Origin of the sequence: Selenomonas sp. oral taxon 138 str. F0429 (assembly GCF_000318175.2) — a bacterium.
In the GTDB taxonomy this organism is placed as follows: Bacteria; Bacillota; Negativicutes; order Selenomonadales; family Selenomonadaceae; genus Centipeda; species Centipeda timonae.
Map to the genome: position 1 here is coordinate 99583 of NZ_KB290929.1, position 16530 is coordinate 116112.

At 56.6% G+C, this 16530-nt stretch carries 17 protein-coding genes; 6 read left to right on the forward strand and 11 right to left on the reverse strand.

All coding sequences use genetic code 11. The features are described 5' to 3' along the window. The first annotated feature begins 54 nt into the window (after positions 1–54). From HMPREF9163_RS01110 to HMPREF9163_RS01130, 5 genes are read left to right on the forward strand one after another with little or no spacing between them, the layout of a single operon-like run. Positions 55–1284 (forward strand): FAD-dependent oxidoreductase, encoded by a 1230-nt coding sequence (locus tag HMPREF9163_RS01110; protein WP_009439779.1) that lies wholly within the window; start codon positions 55–57, stop codon positions 1282–1284. Between the two features lie 36 nt (positions 1285–1320). Then, positions 1321–1626 (forward strand): hypothetical protein, encoded by a 306-nt coding sequence (locus tag HMPREF9163_RS01115; protein ID WP_009439780.1) that lies wholly within the window; start codon positions 1321–1323, stop codon positions 1624–1626. Then, entirely contained in the window at positions 1623–3125 is a 1503-nt protein-coding gene (locus HMPREF9163_RS01120) for an anthranilate synthase component I family protein (RefSeq protein ID WP_009439781.1), read from the forward strand. The genes HMPREF9163_RS01115 and HMPREF9163_RS01120 overlap by 4 nt, the downstream gene beginning before the upstream one ends. Beyond that, the gene (locus tag HMPREF9163_RS01125; RefSeq protein ID WP_009439782.1) at positions 3109–3684 is read left to right on the forward strand and encodes an aminodeoxychorismate/anthranilate synthase component II; all 576 of its coding nucleotides are present in this window, start codon (positions 3109–3111) and stop codon (positions 3682–3684) included. Before HMPREF9163_RS01120 ends, HMPREF9163_RS01125 begins: the two co-directional genes overlap by 17 nt. Beyond that, positions 3681–4493 (forward strand): HAD-IIB family hydrolase, encoded by an 813-nt coding sequence (locus tag HMPREF9163_RS01130; protein WP_009439783.1) that lies wholly within the window; start codon positions 3681–3683, stop codon positions 4491–4493. Before HMPREF9163_RS01125 ends, HMPREF9163_RS01130 begins: the two co-directional genes overlap by 4 nt. A gap of 68 nt (positions 4494–4561) precedes the next feature. On the opposite strand, the gene HMPREF9163_RS01135 is transcribed toward HMPREF9163_RS01130, so the two are convergent. The 4 genes from HMPREF9163_RS01135 to HMPREF9163_RS01150 all read right to left on the reverse strand — a co-directional run bounded on the left by HMPREF9163_RS01135 (position 4562) and on the right by HMPREF9163_RS01150 (position 9117). After that, positions 4562–5800 (reverse strand): putative porin, encoded by a 1239-nt coding sequence (locus tag HMPREF9163_RS01135; protein WP_009439784.1) that lies wholly within the window; start codon positions 5798–5800, stop codon positions 4562–4564. Positions 5801–6005: 205 nt separating this feature from the next. Continuing rightward, positions 6006–6839 carry a polysaccharide deacetylase family protein gene (locus HMPREF9163_RS01140; protein WP_009439785.1) on the reverse strand — a complete coding sequence of 278 codons (834 nt, stop codon included), beginning with the start codon at positions 6837–6839 and terminating at the stop codon, positions 6006–6008. A 128-nt stretch (positions 6840–6967) separates the two neighbouring features. Then, positions 6968–7546: a hypothetical protein gene (locus HMPREF9163_RS01145; RefSeq protein ID WP_009439786.1), complete on the reverse strand. Its 579-nt coding sequence runs from the start codon at positions 7544–7546 to the stop codon at positions 6968–6970. 134 nt (positions 7547–7680) lie between these two features. Beyond that, the gene (locus HMPREF9163_RS01150; RefSeq protein ID WP_009439787.1) at positions 7681–9117 is read right to left on the reverse strand and encodes a carbon starvation protein A; all 1437 of its coding nucleotides are present in this window, start codon (positions 9115–9117) and stop codon (positions 7681–7683) included. A 226-nt stretch (positions 9118–9343) separates the two neighbouring features. On the opposite strand from HMPREF9163_RS01150, the gene HMPREF9163_RS01155 reads away from it, so the two are divergent. Further along, entirely contained in the window at positions 9344–10141 is a 798-nt protein-coding gene (locus HMPREF9163_RS01155) for a sulfite exporter TauE/SafE family protein (RefSeq protein ID WP_009439788.1), read from the forward strand. A gap of 70 nt (positions 10142–10211) precedes the next feature. Here HMPREF9163_RS01155 and HMPREF9163_RS01160 read toward each other — a convergent pair whose 3' ends face one another. From HMPREF9163_RS01160 to HMPREF9163_RS01190, 7 genes are read right to left on the reverse strand one after another with little or no spacing between them, the layout of a single operon-like run. After that, positions 10212–11516, reverse strand: a complete 1305-nt coding sequence (locus HMPREF9163_RS01160) for an ammonia-forming cytochrome c nitrite reductase subunit c552 (protein ID WP_009439789.1) — start codon at positions 11514–11516, stop codon at positions 10212–10214. Continuing rightward, positions 11509–11991 (reverse strand): NapC/NirT family cytochrome c, encoded by a 483-nt coding sequence (locus HMPREF9163_RS01165; protein WP_009439790.1) that lies wholly within the window; start codon positions 11989–11991, stop codon positions 11509–11511. The genes HMPREF9163_RS01160 and HMPREF9163_RS01165 overlap by 8 nt, the downstream gene beginning before the upstream one ends. Positions 11992–12024: 33 nt before the next feature. Next, on the reverse strand, positions 12025–14148 hold the full coding sequence (gene ccsA / locus HMPREF9163_RS01170; protein WP_009439791.1) for a cytochrome c biogenesis protein CcsA: 2124 nt from the start codon (positions 14146–14148) through the stop codon (positions 12025–12027). Next, entirely contained in the window at positions 14145–14519 is a 375-nt protein-coding gene (locus HMPREF9163_RS01175) for a cytochrome c maturation protein CcmE (protein WP_006691539.1), read from the reverse strand. The genes ccsA (HMPREF9163_RS01170) and HMPREF9163_RS01175 overlap by 4 nt, the downstream gene beginning before the upstream one ends. After that, positions 14512–15129, reverse strand: a complete 618-nt coding sequence (ccsA, locus tag HMPREF9163_RS01180; protein WP_009439792.1) for a cytochrome c biogenesis protein CcsA — start codon at positions 15127–15129, stop codon at positions 14512–14514. Before ccsA (HMPREF9163_RS01180) ends, HMPREF9163_RS01175 begins: the two co-directional genes overlap by 8 nt. Before the next feature lie 13 nt (positions 15130–15142). Continuing rightward, positions 15143–15799, reverse strand: a complete 657-nt coding sequence (locus HMPREF9163_RS01185; protein ID WP_037345576.1) for a heme exporter protein CcmB — start codon at positions 15797–15799, stop codon at positions 15143–15145. Continuing rightward, positions 15756–16397 (reverse strand): ATP-binding cassette domain-containing protein, encoded by a 642-nt coding sequence (locus HMPREF9163_RS01190; protein WP_009439794.1) that lies wholly within the window; start codon positions 16395–16397, stop codon positions 15756–15758. The genes HMPREF9163_RS01185 and HMPREF9163_RS01190 overlap by 44 nt, the downstream gene beginning before the upstream one ends. Positions 16398–16530 lie beyond the last annotated feature (133 nt).

Here is a 16530-nt window from a genome sequence, read left to right on the forward strand (position 1 = left end):
AATCTGACGGACTTCATTTTATCAGTGATTCCCTAACGAAAGGAACCATTCATCATGGCTGTTCACGTCATCAATGAGGCACGCCGCTGCCTCCAGTGCAAGAAACCACTCTGCCGCATCAAGGGCTGCCCCGTGCAGACGAACGTGCCGGAGATGATCCGCCTCTTCCTCGACGGCAAGATCAACGAGGCGGGCGCGATGCTCTACGACAACAATCCGATGAGTGTCTTCTGCTCGCTCGTTTGCGACCACGACGCGCAGTGCGAGGGCAACTGCATTCAGGGGCGGCGCGGTGCACCGATCCAGATCTCGAGCATCGAGCACTACATCTCGGACACCTACCTCGACAAGCTCGTCCTCTCACGCAAGTCGTACAACGGCCACAACGTCGCCGTGATCGGCGCGGGGCCTGCGGGCATCGTGGTCGCGGTCAAGCTCGCACAGGAGGGATATGGGGTCACGATCTTCGAGCGCATGCAGAAGATCGGGGGCATGCTGCGCTACGGCATCCCCGATTTCCGTCTGCCCCCTTCGACGATTGACCGCTACGGCGAAAAGCTGCGTACACTCGGCATCCACATCCGCCCGAACACGACGATTGGCGGCGCACTCACGGTGGACAATCTCTTCCGCGACGGCTACGAGGCAATCTTCATGGGCACGGGCGCATGGCGCGCGAAGAGCCTTGGCATCCACGGCGAGACCCTCGGCAACTGCCACTATGCAGTCAACTACCTCCAGAACCCGGATGTCTACCATCTCGGCGACCGCGTCGCCGTCATCGGCTCGGGCAACTCTGCAATGGATGTGGCACGCACGGCGATCCGCAAGGGCAGCCGCTACGTCACGATCTACGCACGGCGAAATGGCATCTCCGCAAGTGAGCGCGAGCTCGAATACGCGCTGATGGACGGCTGTGAGATTCAGTACGGCAAGGGCATCCACTCCGTCACGCCCGAGGGGCCGATGCTGTACGACCGGGTCTTTGACGAGGATCAGAACCTCATCAGCGAGGGTGAGCCCTATCTCATCCCTGCTGACAGCACGGTCATCGCGGCAAGTCAGGCGGCAAAGGACAAGATTGTCCGCTCGACGACAGGCATTACCCTCAACGAGAAAGGACTCGTCAAGGTCGACGAGAACGGCATGACGGAGCGCGACGGGGTCTTCTCTGCGGGCGACGTGGTGCTCGGGCCTTGGAACGTCGTGCAGGTAGTAAAGGACTCCAAGCATGTTGCAGACGCAATGATCCGCTATTTGGAAGCACGCGGCGCAAAATCATAAAGGCTTCGTCGCCGCAGGTAAGTAAAGGAGACAGCTATGACCATGAATGATCGCGAGATCACCGACCTCGTACGGCAGATGGCGGCACCACCGAAGCCCCCCACGTACGGCGAGGCGGAGGTTGAGGAGCTCGTGCGCATGCACGCAGGCGGACGCCACAGGATGCGTAGCGAGGCGGAGATCCTTGCACGCTACAACCTCGGACGCCAGCAGTATAGGCAGCTCAAATTCAGTCGTGAGAACAACCGCGAGCAACAGCAGATGCTCTATGCCGAGCTCAAGGTACTCGGCTGGGTACTTGGACGCAAGGAGCGGGATGTTGTCATGGAGATCAATCAATGAAGCTGAGTCTGACAAAAGAGGAGTTCATCGCAGCGGCAAAGGCGGCGAACCTTATCACCGTCTCCACCGAGCTGACGATGGATCTCGATACACCTGTCTCGATCTACTACAAGCTCGTCGGAGAGAAAAAGGGCTATATCATGGAGTCCGTCGACACAACGCAGCAGCAGTTCGGACGATACTCCTTCATCGGCGGTGAGCCGTTCGTACGCGTGCAGGTCTTTGCAGACAAGCTGCTCATCAACGAGAACGGCCTCATGAAGAGCATTACGGGCGCACCGCACGATACGATGAAGGCATATGCCGCGCACTTCACCCCTGCTGTCACCGACGAAGAGACACTTCCCCTCGTCCACGGCGGACTTGCGGGCTATTTCACCTATGAGACAGCCGCGACATTCGATCGTGTGCGTGGGGTGGAGATTGGCGCGGAGGAGCTGCTCGGCCAGTTCATGATGTGCCGCTACCTCGTCGTCTATGATGCGCTGAAAAACAGTGCACACCTCCACTACCTCGCAGACGTACGGGAGGGCGATGATGCAGGCGAACTCTACGATGCGGTCACCGAGCGTCTTGCCGCCATGCGCGCACGCCTTGCTGCGCCGTTCACCCCGCCGGCTGCCGCAGAATCACGGCGCAAGGAACCCGTTGACTTTATGGCACGCTACGGAAAGGCACCTGCGTCATTCCTGCATACGATCGACACGATCAAGGAGCATATCTACGCCGGCGACATCTTTCAGGCGGTGCCGTCCTTCCGCTTTCGCGAGAAGATCACGCGCCCCGCGTTTCTCTTCTATCGACGGCTGCGGCAGGTCAACCCCTCGCCCTATATGTTCTACTATAACTTCGGCGAGGTCAAGCTCGTCGGCGCCTCCCCCGAGATGCTGATTAAGGTCTCCAGCAGTACGGTCTACACCTACCCCATCGCCGGCACGCGCAAACGCGGCAAGACAGACGAGGAGGATGCGCTGCTTGCGTTGGATCTTCGTTCCGATGAGAAGGAATGCGCCGAGCACGCCATGCTCGTCGACCTCGCACGCAACGACCTCGGCCGCATCAGCGTCCCTGGCTCGGTACGCGTACCGAAGCTCATGGAGGTCGAGCGCTTCTCCCATGTCTCGCATATGGTGAGCAGCGTCGTCGGCGAGATCGCCCCCGCATATGCGCCGATGGATGTCCTGCGCGCAACCTTTCCCGCAGGGACGGTCAGCGGCGCACCGAAGCTGCGTGCCATGGAGATCATCCACGAAGAGGAGCAGGCGCATCGCGGCTTCTACGCCGGCACCGTCGGCTACATGGATTTTCGCGGCAATATGGACATGTGCATCACGCTCCGTACCATGTGCATCGAGAATGACGACACGGCGATCATCCAGGCGGGTGCGGGCATCGTCAAGGACTCCGTACCTGAGAGCGAATACCTCGAGATCCTGCAAAAGGCAAAGGCACTCTTCGAGGTCGTAGAGGAGGTGGAGAACAATGCTGCTTTTGCTTGACAACTACGACTCGTTCACCTACAACGTGTACCAGCTGCTCACAAACCTCGGCGCAGAAGTCGAGGTCGTCCGCAACGACGTGACAACCGTCGGCGAGATTCGTGCAAAAAAGTACAAGGGCATTGTCATCTCCCCCGGCCCCGGGCTGCCGAAGGATGCCGGCATTACGGAGGATGTCATACGCGAACTGGGTACGGAAACACCGATTCTCGGCATCTGTCTCGGACATCAGGCAATCGGCGAGGTGTTCGGCGGTCGCGTCGTTCGTGCAAAGGAGATTGTACACGGCAAAGCATCCCCCATCCGCCACCACGGTACGGGCATCTACCGCAATATCCACGCGGGTACGCAGGTCGCACGTTACCACTCGCTCATCATCGAGCGTGAGAGTCTACCCGACGTGCTCGAAGTCACGAGCGATCTCGGCGACGGCACAATCATGGGCGTGCGTCATAAGACTCTCCCCATCGAAGGCATCCAGTTCCATCCCGAATCTATCCTGACGCACGATGGGCGTGCAATGATGGAAAATTATCTGACGGACATCGAGGCAATATGAGTGAAAAACGATATGACGATATCCTCCTGATCAGCGATCTCGACGGCACGCTGATCCCGCGCTATGAAATGATTGCCGAGGAGAATATCCGCGCCATCAACGCATTCACCGCTGCGGGCGGTGCGTTTGCTGCCGCGACGGGGCGCACACCGGAGTCCGCACTTCCCTACCTCGACGGGATCGCAGTCAACACACCGAGCATTTTCTTCAACGGCGCAATGCTCAAGGATCTGTCGAAGAATCAGGTGCTTGTGACACGCACGCTGGACGGCGACATCTGGCGCACGTTTGCGGCGCGTGTCCTCTACCAGTTCCCGCGCGCCTGTGTCGAGGTCTATACGGAGGAGCACTGCCATATCCTCAGTCCTGAGGCAAACGATGATCCGCGCCTCATGGACGAGTTCTACAACGTCAACCGTACAGAGCTTCGCGCGGTCGAACATGAGCGATGGCTGAAGTTCTTTATCTGCGATGCACCGATCAATCTGAGCTTTGTCGAGCGTCTGGCAGCGGAGCTTGGCATTGACAAATGCTCCAACTCATTCTACTCCGAGGCAAACTACCTCGAATTCGTCCCGCCCGGCACAAGCAAGGGCGCAATGGCAGAAGTACTGAAGGCGATGCCCGCCTACGCGGGGCGGCGTATCATCGCCTGCGGCGACTATGAGAACGATGTCGAGCTCCTTCGTATGGCGGACATCGGCATCGCCCCAGAGGACGCTTCGGACGATGCAAAGGCGGCGGCAGACCGCATTGCCCCACCGTGCAGAGAGCCGATTGTACCGTGGATCCTGCGTGAGATATTATAATCGGACATACAAAAAGAGCGCTGCAACTGCAGCGCTCTTTTTATGCGGTAATTCGCTAATTAGTGAACTTAGAACGAGAACTGAACGCGTGCAAAGAGTGTGCTTGCATTCTTGTCCGCCGTGATGTCCTTGCCCTTGAAGTACTCGAGCTTCGTCATCACATTCTTGAAGAGCGTGTAGCTCGTTCCGACAGCCCAGCCCTTCTGATCGCGGCCGAGAACGTTGTAGGTCGGTGCAAATGCAACATTATTGCCGAGGTGACGATAGGCGATATATGCGCCCCACGAGCCCATATCGGAGTTTTTCGCGCCCTTATAGTCGAGCTCAATACTGCCAGCCTTCTTATAGTAGTCCGCCTCGGTGTTCTGTGCGTAGGAGCCCTTGAGGGCAACATTCTTATCGAACACATACTTGCCGCCGACCGACCAGATACGAGCCTTGTCCGAATCAGCGTTCTTGCTGTAGGAAGCAGCCTTAAACACATCATTGTTGATCTGCTGATAGCCGACACCCGCCGTGAGCTTGCCCATACCGTAAGTGAGGTCGATGCCCTGATAGTTTGCTGCCGCATCCATGGCCGACTTCACATTTTTATCAGATACACGACCTGCCGCAATCTTCGCCTTGACGACATTGCCAAACGACACCGTCGCACCCGAGATCGCCGTATCCATCGTCAGACCGTCATCTGCACCGGAGTAAAGATCCTGCTTGCCGAGCTTGATATTCAGATTACCATAGGTGCCATCTGCATACGCACGTGCAAGGGACATTGAGCTGCTGTCGTCCTTGTCCATGAAGTACTGCGTGTCGAGACGAGCCTTGACCTTCCAATGATCGTTGACCTCAGCAGATGGGAAGAGACGGAAGCGAACGCGATCCGTGTTCGTCTTCGAATGATCCTTGTCATGACGATCGCTGATATAGTCGTAGCGGAGGTAGCCCGTCCACTTCACCATATCCGCATTGCGCTCGAGGTTCGAAACGCGAACGCCGAGGTTGTTGAGCTCGTCTGCGAACTCAGCTGCGAGGCGGTCAACAAGAGCCTTGTCCGATGCGGACATATCGCCCTTTGCCATTGCCTTCGCAACCATCTGCGCCATCTCGTAACGCGTGATGTTGCGGTCGCCGCGATACGTGCCATCGCCGTAGCCCTCGACAACACCGTCCGCAGCGAGCTGCGTCACAGCATCGTATGCCCAGTGGTCACGGGGCACATCCGAGAACGGATTTGCCGCTGCAAACGTAGTGGATGCTGCGCCGATCGTCAGCGCCGCTGCCAGAGCAGCTACCATTGTCTTCTTCATTTTACTTCCTCCTTTGTGGGAATCTCCCACAATCCAATGAATCGCCGAACCGCATACAGGAGGAACAGAGTATCCATGTTTCCTCGTGAACATCCCGTCCGCATATTCAGCCTTTGACATTATAGCACACTGCAATTATTTTGGAAAGACTTAACACTCTTATTTTGTCATTATTTGAAACAAATCGCATAAGTGAGAAACTTCTTCAGTTCCGTGTCCATCCATACTGCGTGATATTCGAGGTATAGCGCAGACGATCAACGAAGTCCACATTCGTTGCCGCCGTGCGAAAGACGGGCACACGTTCCATTGCATAGACATTACTGCTGCGGTCAACATTGCCGTACTTCACTGTAAAACCGCCCTTATACCCCGCCTCCTGCGCGATACCGACAATATGGAGATCGTGTACGCCCGTCGGATAGGCGATGAACTCAATGGGATGTCCGAGCTCCGCCTCCGCCTGCCGCTTCGACTCGACGAGTTCCTCGCGGATACGGTCATCGGACAGCTCCGGCAGCCGCGCATGTGTCACCGTATGGGACTCAATCGTAATGCCGTTCTTCTCCATCTCGCGCAGCTGATCCCACGTGAGATAGCCCTTGCGCTTGCTGAGGAAGCCCGTCACGACGAAGATCGTCGCCTTGAGATTGTATTTTTTGAGGATCGGATAGGCATTCGTATAATTGTCCTCATATCCGTCGTCAAATGTAATGAGCACAGGGCGATCGGGCAGTGTCCCCTTCCCCGCAAGAAAGTCATATAGTTCATCAGGACTGATACTATGGTATCCGTGATCCACGAGATATTTCATCTGCCAGTCGAAGTCCCCGGGCTCAATCGCCAGAGATATGAACATGGAGTTCACCATGTGATAGTTGAGCACGAGAACCTTCACATCGTCCTCGGGCGGAGGCAGCGGCGCGGGCGAAGCCTCCTCCTTCGGATGTCCAACGATCAGCAGTACACCAAACAGGATGAGCAGGACGGCGATCAGCGACCAAAACTGTCGCCCGCCAATCAGCTTCTTCAGATCCATGCCATCCCTCCCTTTCACTCTGCTCCATCGTCACTGTGCTTTATTGTACCCAGATTTGAAATGAAAATCAAGACACAAAAAAGGGACTGCCTCCAAAACGGAAACAGTCCCAATCTTTTTCGTGTACCTTAGTCCTTCGACCAAACCTCAGCCATGAGATCCTCGTAGACAGTCTCGAGCTGCTTCACGAGAATCGGAAGGAGCGTATGGATCATGATGGGATCGAAGGTCTCATCGGCGAACGGGATACAAACATCGAGGAAGATGGTGCCGTCCTCGCGCAAGTAGTACTTGAACATCTTGTACTCCGCATTCAGCGTGTTGAGATAGCCCTTGATGCGATCGACGTTCTTCTCGTTGATGCCCGTCGCAATCTGCGTGCGGATGATCGTGAAGAAGCTGTCGTCGATGAAGATCGCCATCGGCATGACCTGTCCCTTCGCCTCGATACGCGAACGGAAGATCGTCGTATGGAACTGGTCATCAAGCGCCTGCGGCTCATCGAAGTAGCTGATGTCATTCTCCTTGATGAATGACTGGAAACGCTCCGCCTTCGTGGCAGTCTCCGATGCAACTGCTTCTTCTGCCATTGCGGCCTTCTTTTCGTCCCTTGCCCCTCCGATCAGCTCTCTCAGCTTTTCCTCCTCGGAGGGCTTCGCTGCCGATTCCTTTACTTCCTTGACTTCTTTCTCTTCGGACTTTGCCATGTGTATAATTCCTCCCTCATTATATGCGAACGGCTATCATTCCGTTTCTGATTAGTACCATTTTACCATAAATTAAAATATTTGCAAGAAAAACCGCCGCGCGGCTGCACGGCGGTCTAAAAGTCGTTGTTTGCTCAAAGCGTTCTCTTGCGCAGAATGTATGCACGGACAAAGAGTGCGGTGAAGAGAATCGCAAAGCCAATGCCTGCTGGGTAGGTGATATTGGTCGGCAGGCCAAAGCCCTCGGGCGCCTGCAGGAGGTAGGTCGTCGTAACCGCCGACATAAAAATCGCGGGCACGAGTGCGACGATGTAGGCATAGGAGCCCGGCTTATGCAGGTAGAGGTATGCCGTGCCCATCCAGAGCGTAATCATCGCGAGTGTCTGGTTCGCCCACGAGAAGTAACGCCAGATGATAGAGAAGTCCATCTGTGAGAGGATGAGGCCAATGCCGAGCATCGGTATCGCGATGATGAGGCGCTTCGGTGCCTCCTTCTGCGGGATGTTCAGCCAGTCCGCAAGCGTCAGACGTGCAGAGCGGAACGCCGTATCGCCCGAGGTGATTGGGCAGGCAATGACACCGAGCATAGCGAGAATTGCGCCAATGCTGACACCGCCGATTCCGATGACGCCCATGAAGCCGTTGCAGATCTCATAGACAACACCGCCGGGGCCCGCCTCCTTGAGCGCAGCTCCGAGTCCTGCCGTCCCATCGTAGAATGTTGCACCCGCAGCCGCCCAGCAGAGCGCGATGATGCCCTCGGCAACCATCGCGCCGTAGAAGACAGGGCGTCCCATACGCTCATCCTTGAGGCAGCGCGACATGATCGGGGACTGCGTTGCATGGAACCCCGAGACTGCGCCGCAGGCGACCGTGATGAAGAGCAGTGGCCAGATCGGCAGCTGTTTCGGATGCAGATTCTCGAGCGTCATCTCGGGCATGACATGCCCGCCGACACCGAAGAGCATGCCGCCCATGATGCCGAGTGCCATGACGATAAGGCAGATGCCGAACACCGGATAGAACCGTGCGATGATCTTGTCAATCGGCAGCAATGTCGCCATCGTGTAGTAGATGAAGATCACGCCGAGCCACAAGAGCACTTCCATGCCCGTGAGTTTTGAAAGCAGCATTGCAGGCCCCGTCATAAAGACGACGCCGACGAGGACGAGCAGGACGATCGAGAAGATACGCATGATCTGAAGCATGATATTGCCCAGATTCTTGCCAACGATCTCGGAGAGACTCTTGCCGTCCTCACGGAAGGAAATCATGCCCGAGAGATAGTCATGCACACCGCCCGCAAAGATCGTACCGAAGACAATCCAGAGGTAGACGCTCGGTCCCCAGAGCGCACCTGCGAGCGCTCCAAAAATCGGCCCAAGACCAGCAATGTTGAGCAGCTGGATGAGGAATACCTTCCACGTCGGCAGGGGGATGTAGTCCACTCCATCCTCGAGCCGAATCGCAGGGGCAACCTCCCCTGTACGTCCAAACGCTCGGTCTACAATTGCCCCATAAACAATGTAGCCCACGATGAGCGTTGCGAGCGCACCAAGAAATGTAACCATTCGTCGTCACTTCTTTCTTTTCGTATGTAAATTACTGACCGGAAATTCCGGCTCCCCGTTCCCTGCCCTCCTTTCCTATGAGCAGTCAAAGAAGCTCCCCTAAATAAGTCCCTAAAATAAGAAATGGGCTTCTTTGCGCTCATCATATCATAAATACCGCCCTCTTGTCTAATACTTCCTGTGTGCTATAATGGGCAATACATTGATCACTATGGAGGCATGATTTATGGGACTTGATATTCTGCTCTTTCTTGTGCTCGGACTGTTTGTCGGCACATTCGGAACACTCGTCGGCATCGGCGGCGGGCTGATCTGCGTGCCGATCTTCATCTTCTTCCTGTCCGACGGAGGCATCTATCCGTATTTCCACACGGCGGCACAGATCACAGGCACTTCGCTTGTCATTGTGTTTGCAAACGCTCTCTCGGGGACACTCGCCTACATCCGTCAGCAGCGCGTCTACTTCCCCGCCGCCGTACCATTTGCGCTCGCAACCCTGCCGGGCGCATTCCTCGGCTCGTATATCGTCGACGACTTTACGGGGCCGATGCTCTACGTATCCTATGGCACGTTCCTTCTGGTGATGGCGTCGCTTATGTATTGGAACGCGACGCACAAAAAGCACACGGATGTTCACACACTCCCCGCGAATTTTACGTTCAACCGCTCGCTTGGCATTGGTTCGAGCGCGGGTGTCGGCTTCATCTCGAGCATCTTCGGTATCGGCGGCGGTGTCATTCATGTGCCGCTCATGGTCTACCTGCTCGGCTTCCCCGTACACATGGCGACGGCGACCTCGCATTTCGTCCTTGCCTGCTCGGCGGCGTTCGGTGTCGTCAGTCACTTCCTGCTCAATCACATCATCTGGACACCTGCCATCTGCATCTCCATCGGCGCCGCGATTGGTGCCCAGATCGGCGCTGTCATCTCACAGAAGACGAAATCCAAGGTCATCCTCGTCCTTCTCTCTCTCGCCATGTTCGCGCTTGGCGTTCGTCTCATCTGGATGAGCGGAATGCTATAAGACACAAACCAAACGTAAAAAGAATCGCCCCATTATGAGGCGATTCTTTTTTAGTCTCTTTGTACTCCGATTAGAGCGGCTGGAAGCCGTGGCGTGCGCCCTCAGCGGACTCAATTGCCTGATGTGCAAGGTCAATCGCAAGTCCAAGGGTACGCATGATCTTGTCAGGGTTGTGGAAGCCCATGCCGTTCTCGGCAGCGACCCAATCCCAATACCACTGCGCTTCGCGGATCTTCGCGCGTGCATCGTCGAGTGCTGCATCGGGTACGCCCGCATCCATCGCGGCCTTGACCGTGCGATGTGCGCGTGCAACCGTCTGTCCCGCGATGCGCTGCAGTTTGAACGTGTTGTCATGGATGGTCTTGACGCGTGCAACGAGGGTCTCCTCGCTCTCATCATGACACTTCAGACAGGACTGCTGCGTGGTCTTCAGCGGACTCGTCATCCAGTGCGAGGTGTACTTCTTGCCGCCGTCACGCATATAGGGCATGTGGCAGTCCACGCAGGTGACACCCGCGTCCGCATGAACGCTCGTCGCCCATGTCTCGAACTCCGGATGCTGTGCCTTGAGCATCATAGTCTTGGAGTCGGGATGCTCCCAGTCGCCCTTGAAGCCGCCCGCCTGTCCGGACTGATAGTACTGGTACTCGGACTCGGCATCCAGACCGTTCTCGTATGGATGTGCGACACGACCATCCTCGGCGGTGAAGTAATACTCTGTATGGCACTGCGAGCACACATAGGCACGCATCTCGTTATGCGTCGCCGCATTTACGTCCACACCGCGCTTTGCCATCGACTCAATGAAGCCCTGCTGATAAACGCGCAGCTCCATCGTCTCAGGATCGTGGCAGGTCGAGCAGCCAAACCACTCATCCATCGTGATGGGAGCCGCAACTTCATCAAACGGCTTCGATGCATACGCCCATCCACCTTCTTTGAAGTACACATCATAAACATACGAACCCTTGCACTGTAGACAACTCCCCTTCTGTCCCGGAAGCCTCTTCGTATGCAGGAGATCGTAGCCCGCATACGTATGCCCTCGGTCGTCGTCATACTGAATGGCGAACTTATAGCCCTTAAAGTTCTCAAGCATCTCGGGCTGGTGCTCCAGATGACTGTTGCCCTCCATGCTGCCGCCGTAGCCTGTGGGCGACGGAGATTCCTCATTGTTTTTCATGAATGAGTTGTACTGGAGCGGGTAAGCATCCTTGTACGCCTCTTTGCCGATCTTGGCAGCGGTATCGCCCTGGATCTGCACGCGTTTGATGCTGTCATCGTTCGGGTGTGCGCCGATGCGAACAGCGACGAATCCAAAGAACAGGGCACAGACGCCGGCAACACCCGCGATGATTTTCTTTCTGTTACTCAACTCTTATCCCCCCTTCTAAAGGATTGGAACCATGCGGCATACCACTGTGACACTTCGTACAGTTTGCATTTCCGTCCTTGCCCCTGTCCAGACATACCGACCCCATGGTCGATGTATGGCAGCGCAGACAGTTGGCATTCACAATATCCCGTCCGTGATCGGAGATCTTGATGTGTACGGGATAATCGTTCAGCACCTGATGGAGCGTGTCATGCATGCCTGTCTTGCCCTTTTCAAAATAGTAAACGGCAATATTGTCGTGCGGCAGATGGCACTCCACGCAGGCGATGTCCGCATGTGTGGACATGGCATGTGTCTTTGCCTCATGCTGCATGGCATGGCACATACCGCAGAACTTCGGCGATGCCGATGCCTTGTCCATGAGCATACCGCCGCCGACGGCGAACAGTCCCACGAAAAACGCACCGATGATACAGCGCAGCGTATGCTCCTTTGCATACTGCTTCAAATTCATGTGTCCTTCCTCCCTTCTATAATTTCTGCAAACCTAGACTTCCGAGCCACCTCCTTTGCCCCGATTTTCCGCCTGTGCTGCTGCCAAGAGGCCGCCGACAGTAACGAGAACACAGGCAAGCCAAAGGATGGAGATGCCGGGCTTCGTACTGACCGAGGCGGGAACGGGAAGTGCCGCCTCCTCTGCCACAGAGGGCAGGATCTCGATCCGTATGTCGCGTTCATCCGCCGAGACACCCGTGAGACGAATGCGGAACTTGCCATTCATCACCTCGATCGGCTGGGATGTCCCGCCCGTCTCCGTCGCAAGGATCGTGGGTGCGGCATCATCGACCTCCTCGCCGTCCGTCAGCGCGATCTGCGCCGTGACGAGGGTCTTGCCGCCGCCCTGCGGCTCAAATGCGATGGATTCGTAGCGGTAAGCATAGTCGTTGATCCCCATAACGGTCTTGCCGCGATGAAGGATCAACTCGTCACGCTCCGCCGAAGTCGGCGACGGTGCGATATAGAGATCGCCCACAAGGCTTCTTGCAATCGCAGGCTCACGTGCCGCATCCTCACCGTTTGCGCGCAGCTTTGTCACTGCTTCGCACAGACTTCCGTCCACCTCATAGCGGTAGGACTTCTCGCTGCCACTCTCGGCAAAGGACTGTCCACGGTAGATGATCGTATGTCCATAGACCTCCTGCGGCTCGTCAGGGATGAGTGTGACCGTCGTGGTCTGACTGCCCGTCCCCGAGAGAATGAATGCGAGGAGGGCAAGCCCCGCCCCGATGTGCGCGATCATCCCGCCGAAGCCGATCTGACGGAAGCGATAGCCCGCGATGGCAGCGGCTGCGGCAAGCAGCGCGAATGTCGCGAGCAGAACGGACATGACATCGGTCACCCCGACCAGCCCCGCGAGCACCCCGCCGCCCACGGAGAGGACAAAGATCCAAACGGGTCTTGCCGTCTTTCCGCCGCTGTGCGGCATGAGAACACCGAGCGCCATCAGCAGGGCAAAGGGGATCGCGATGGGAAGCGACGTGCGTACATAGTAGCTCGTATCGACCGCCGCACTCTCTCCGAGCAGTCCCGAGATGAGCGGCATGGACATTCCGAAAAATACGATAGCGACAATGAATACGATGAGAAGCATCCCGAGCAGCACGAGGAAGTCTCGGCTGCGGTGCTGCTCGTAGACAGCCCCCTTCGGCAGACGTTCAATCCGAACAATCAGAACGCCAAGCCCGAAGAGCAGAACAGCCGCATTGGCAAGGGCGATGTAGAGGCCGATGTCCGAGCCTGCAAATGAGTGCACGGAGAAATCACCGAGAATACCGCTGCGCGTGAGGAATGTCCCGTAAAGGACGAATGCGTAGGAGAAGGTCGCCGCGAGATGAACGAGGTAAAATGCCCCGCGCCGCCCACGCGCAACAGAGATCAGATGAAGCAGAACACAGGCGAGCAGCCACGGGACAAGCGAGGAGTTCTCCACGGGATCCCAGCCCCAGTAGCCGCCCCATCCGAGTACCTTGTACGCCCAGTAACCGCCGATGAAAATACCTGCACCGAGGAATGCCCACGCGATCAGCGTCCAGCGGCGCATCGGAGCGAGGAAACTGCCGTCCATCGGTGCCTTTATCATGCTCTCAAGAGAATAGACAAACGGAACTGCAAGCAGTGCATAGCCCACAAAGATGATCGGCGGATGCACCGCCATCCACGGATCCATGAGCAGCGGATTCATCCCGTGCCCGTCCATGGCAACAGTCTCTGCGGGAGCAAAGGGGCTCTTAAAGAGGACGAGGAGGACGAGCATCGCGGTGAGTGCGTGGTAGATCGTGCGCCCCGTCGCTGTCATCCGCCCCTCGCGTGCAATCAGAACACCGACAACGGCGTGAATCACGAGCCAGAGGAGAAATGAGCCCTGCTGCCCCGCCCAGAATGCGGAGAGCTTGTAGAGCAGCGGCAGACTGATGGAGGAGTAACTGATAACGTAGGTGTAGCTGAAATCATCGTTCAGAATAATGACGAAGAGGAACGCCGCTGCACCGAGCGATGCAAGCCCCGCTAGGGCTGCACAGATCCGTCCTTCGGTTGTTTTTCCCTGCGTCTCACAGAACACTGCGGCGAGGGCAAAGAACAGAACCGCACCCAAGAATAACGTTCCGATCATACCTGAACCTTTCCTTTTTCCGCCTCATATTTCGACGGGCATTTGATGAGCAGCTTGTCCGCTGCGAACGCATCGCCCGTATATTTCCCAATCGCGACAACGTGGTACGCTTCATCAAAGTTATCGGGCTTTACACCCTTGTATCGGACGAGCATCGTCTCGCCCGTCTCCTCATCGGAGATGGAGAACACGAACATATTGTTCTCCATGTGCGGCTCGACAGTGTCGTCGGGCAGCCCCTTGACCTGCACATTCCGTTCGGAGGTACGCGCCTCTGCAACACTGACGTAGGGGGTCACGGAGTCTGCAAAGAAGTACCCCGCATATCCGATAAATCCAAGAATCAGTACAACGAAGAAGTATTTACGCATGACGATCCCCCCGTTTCATCAGCCAAACATACATAAGTGTCACATCGACAAGCGATAATATGAGCGTTCCGAGCATCACCGCATCCATATCGAGCCGCCCCGCCCCGTTGAGCACGGGCGACGGATGCAGCGAGAAAAACATGCGCGGCAGGATAAAGACGAGGAACGGAACCGCGATAAAGGAAAAGAGTGCGTAGACCGCCGACGACGAGGCGCGTGCACGCTCGTCCCGCATCGTCATGCGGAGCGTCAGGTACGCACCATAGATCAGGAGCAGGACGAAGATCGTCGTCTGGCGCGGATCCCAGTTCCAGTATGCGCCCCATGTGAGCTTTGAGAAAACCGCCCCGCTCCCCGTTGCAAGGAGGGTGAATACGAGTCCGAGCACCGCCGAGCGTGCGCTTTTTGCATCGAAATGCAGCTGACGTGTCCCAAGATAGCGCGCGCCCCAGTATGCAGCGCAGAAGAACGCGATGACCGAAACCCAAGCACATGGGATGTGGAAGAAAGCAATGCGAACGTAGTCTCCCAGCCCCTCAGCAGGAGGGACGACAAAGAACACGGCGTAGAGCACAGCCAATGTCAGAGCGGCAATCACCCCGGCAAGCATGAAACCCCCATCTCTAACTCTCCATCCAGAGAGAATCAAACAACATCGACGCACCCACGGTGAGTGCCATATCATAGATCATCATGCCGCCGAGGAGGGTAGGATCTCCCTCCCCCGCCGTAAGCGCGATCGCAGGCAGGAGAATCGGCAGCATGGACGGAAGCAGCAGGATGGGAACAAGCCCCCCGCGTACACTCGCATTTGCAGCAACCGCCGCGAGCAGCGTATCCGCCGCTGCCATACCCCATAGCCCAAGAAAGAGTGTTGCAATAAACACAGCATCGGGAACAAACGGCGCATCCATCAGAATGATAACGAGCGGAAGAACGAATGCGGAAAGCACGACAAGCGTAATGAAATGCGCCGCCATCTTGCCGAAGAGAACCGCCTGTGCCGGAACGTAGATCCACAGAAAGAGCAGCGTCCCCGCTGCAGCTTCCTCCGCAAAGAGCCGCTCGCCCTGCAATGTTGCCGCAAAGAAGATCACGATCCAGAGGAGTGCCGACGCAAGGCGGACATCCATCGTCCCCCACGCGAGCGACATACTCAGAAAGGCAATCACCGTCAGTGCGAACATCCCCATCGTCACATAGCCGGCGCGGAGACGGATGCCGTCGAGGAGTTCTTTACGGGCGACATTGAGTGTCGCCCGTAAGATCGAAGCACACATCCGCCGCCTTCCTTTCCTCCGGTTCATTCGTCGCCCACAGGATGAGCCGCCCCCTCTTCGCCGCTGCACGCGCTTCATTGAGGAGCAGCGCACGCCCCTGTTCATCGAGAGCAAGCCCCGGCTCATCGAGCAGCCACACCTCGGCATCTGTGCCGAGAACGACGGCGAGTCGTACGCGCTGGCGCATCCCCGTCGAGAGCTGCCCCGTCATACGTGGCAGAAGCTCTGCGGGCAGTCCGACACGCGCGAGAAGCTCCTGCAAATATGCCTCCTCACATGAAACCCCGCGTGCGGAGAGCAGAAAACTGAGATTCTCCCGCACCGTCAGGCGCGTATACAGCTCCATCTCCGGCGTCGCCATCGCGAGTAGGCTGCGATAAGCCGCTCCGCTCACAGGAGCACCATCCAGAAATGTACCAACAGTCCCAGATGTCGGAATCATGAGCCGTGCCGCAAGGCGCAGAAGCGTCGATTTCCCGCTGCCATTCGCGCCCGCAATCGCTGTTACGCAGCCGCCATGAAAGGAATGTGTCAGTTGATGCAGGACTTCACGCCCTTCAAACATTTGACTGACATCGTTCAAACGTATTTCAACCATATGCTATCCCTTCCATAACTTTGGTTTATTTTAACACAGGTATGAAAGAAAAATGAAATACATATTTTGTATTAACATTTTCTATAGCTGTAGGCTATTTCAAAAATGAACAAGCTTCATATCTCTTGATATT

Coding starts and splice junctions, on each gene's coding strand:
- HMPREF9163_RS01145 (WP_009439786.1), bottom strand. CDS start 7,546: ATGGCAAAGTCCGAAGAGAAAGAAGTCAAGGAAGTAAAGGAATCGGCA.
- HMPREF9163_RS01175 (WP_006691539.1), bottom strand. CDS start 14,519: ATGCGTAAATACTTCTTCGTTGTACTGATTCTTGGATTTATCGGATAT.
- HMPREF9163_RS01190 (WP_009439794.1), bottom strand. CDS start 16,397: ATGGTTGAAATACGTTTGAACGATGTCAGTCAAATGTTTGAAGGGCGT.
- ccsA (WP_009439792.1), bottom strand. CDS start 15,129: ATGCTTGCCGGGGTGATTGCCGCTCTGACATTGGCTGTGCTCTACGCC.
- HMPREF9163_RS01135 (WP_009439784.1), bottom strand. CDS start 5,800: ATGAAGAAGACAATGGTAGCTGCTCTGGCAGCGGCGCTGACGATCGGC.
- HMPREF9163_RS01125 (WP_009439782.1), top strand. CDS start 3,109: ATGCTGCTTTTGCTTGACAACTACGACTCGTTCACCTACAACGTGTAC.
- HMPREF9163_RS01155 (WP_009439788.1), top strand. CDS start 9,344: ATGGGACTTGATATTCTGCTCTTTCTTGTGCTCGGACTGTTTGTCGGC.
- HMPREF9163_RS01120 (WP_009439781.1), top strand. CDS start 1,623: ATGAAGCTGAGTCTGACAAAAGAGGAGTTCATCGCAGCGGCAAAGGCG.
- HMPREF9163_RS01130 (WP_009439783.1), top strand. CDS start 3,681: ATGAGTGAAAAACGATATGACGATATCCTCCTGATCAGCGATCTCGAC.
- HMPREF9163_RS01110 (WP_009439779.1), top strand. CDS start 55: ATGGCTGTTCACGTCATCAATGAGGCACGCCGCTGCCTCCAGTGCAAG.
- HMPREF9163_RS01165 (WP_009439790.1), bottom strand. CDS start 11,991: ATGAATTTGAAGCAGTATGCAAAGGAGCATACGCTGCGCTGTATCATC.
- HMPREF9163_RS01140 (WP_009439785.1), bottom strand. CDS start 6,839: ATGGATCTGAAGAAGCTGATTGGCGGGCGACAGTTTTGGTCGCTGATC.
- HMPREF9163_RS01115 (WP_009439780.1), top strand. CDS start 1,321: ATGACCATGAATGATCGCGAGATCACCGACCTCGTACGGCAGATGGCG.
- HMPREF9163_RS01185 (WP_037345576.1), bottom strand. CDS start 15,799: ATGTGTGCTTCGATCTTACGGGCGACACTCAATGTCGCCCGTAAAGAA.
- ccsA (WP_009439791.1), bottom strand. CDS start 14,148: ATGATCGGAACGTTATTCTTGGGTGCGGTTCTGTTCTTTGCCCTCGCC.
- HMPREF9163_RS01150 (WP_009439787.1), bottom strand. CDS start 9,117: ATGGTTACATTTCTTGGTGCGCTCGCAACGCTCATCGTGGGCTACATT.